1 protein-coding gene is annotated in these 239 nt (G+C 67.4%); it reads right to left on the reverse strand.

Annotation, left to right across the window (positions count from 1 at the left end; all coding sequences use genetic code 11):
- The coding region (locus DM374_RS32995; RefSeq protein ID WP_177431660.1) for an autotransporter-associated beta strand repeat-containing protein at window positions 1-239 on the reverse strand (239 nt) is incomplete at both ends.

A 239-nucleotide genomic window follows, 5' to 3' on the forward strand; every position in this document is an offset into this window, starting at 1 on the left:
GTACCCAGCGCGGCGTTGTGACCGAGGGTCAGGCTGCCGGCGTTGAGCAGGGTTCCGCCGCTGTAGCTGTTGTTGCCGCTCAGCGTCAGGTTGGCAGCGCCGTTCTTCGCCAGAGCGCCGGTGCCGCTGATGACGCCGGTGAGGCTGAAGTCATTGCTGCCCGCGAGGATCAGGCCGCCGTTCACGGTCACGGCATTGCCGAGGGTGACGGCGCGATTGCTGTCCAGGGTGGTCAGGTC

It is taken from the genome of Pseudomonas huaxiensis (genome assembly GCF_003231275.1).
Taxonomy (GTDB): Bacteria; Pseudomonadota; Gammaproteobacteria; order Pseudomonadales; family Pseudomonadaceae; genus Aquipseudomonas; species Aquipseudomonas huaxiensis.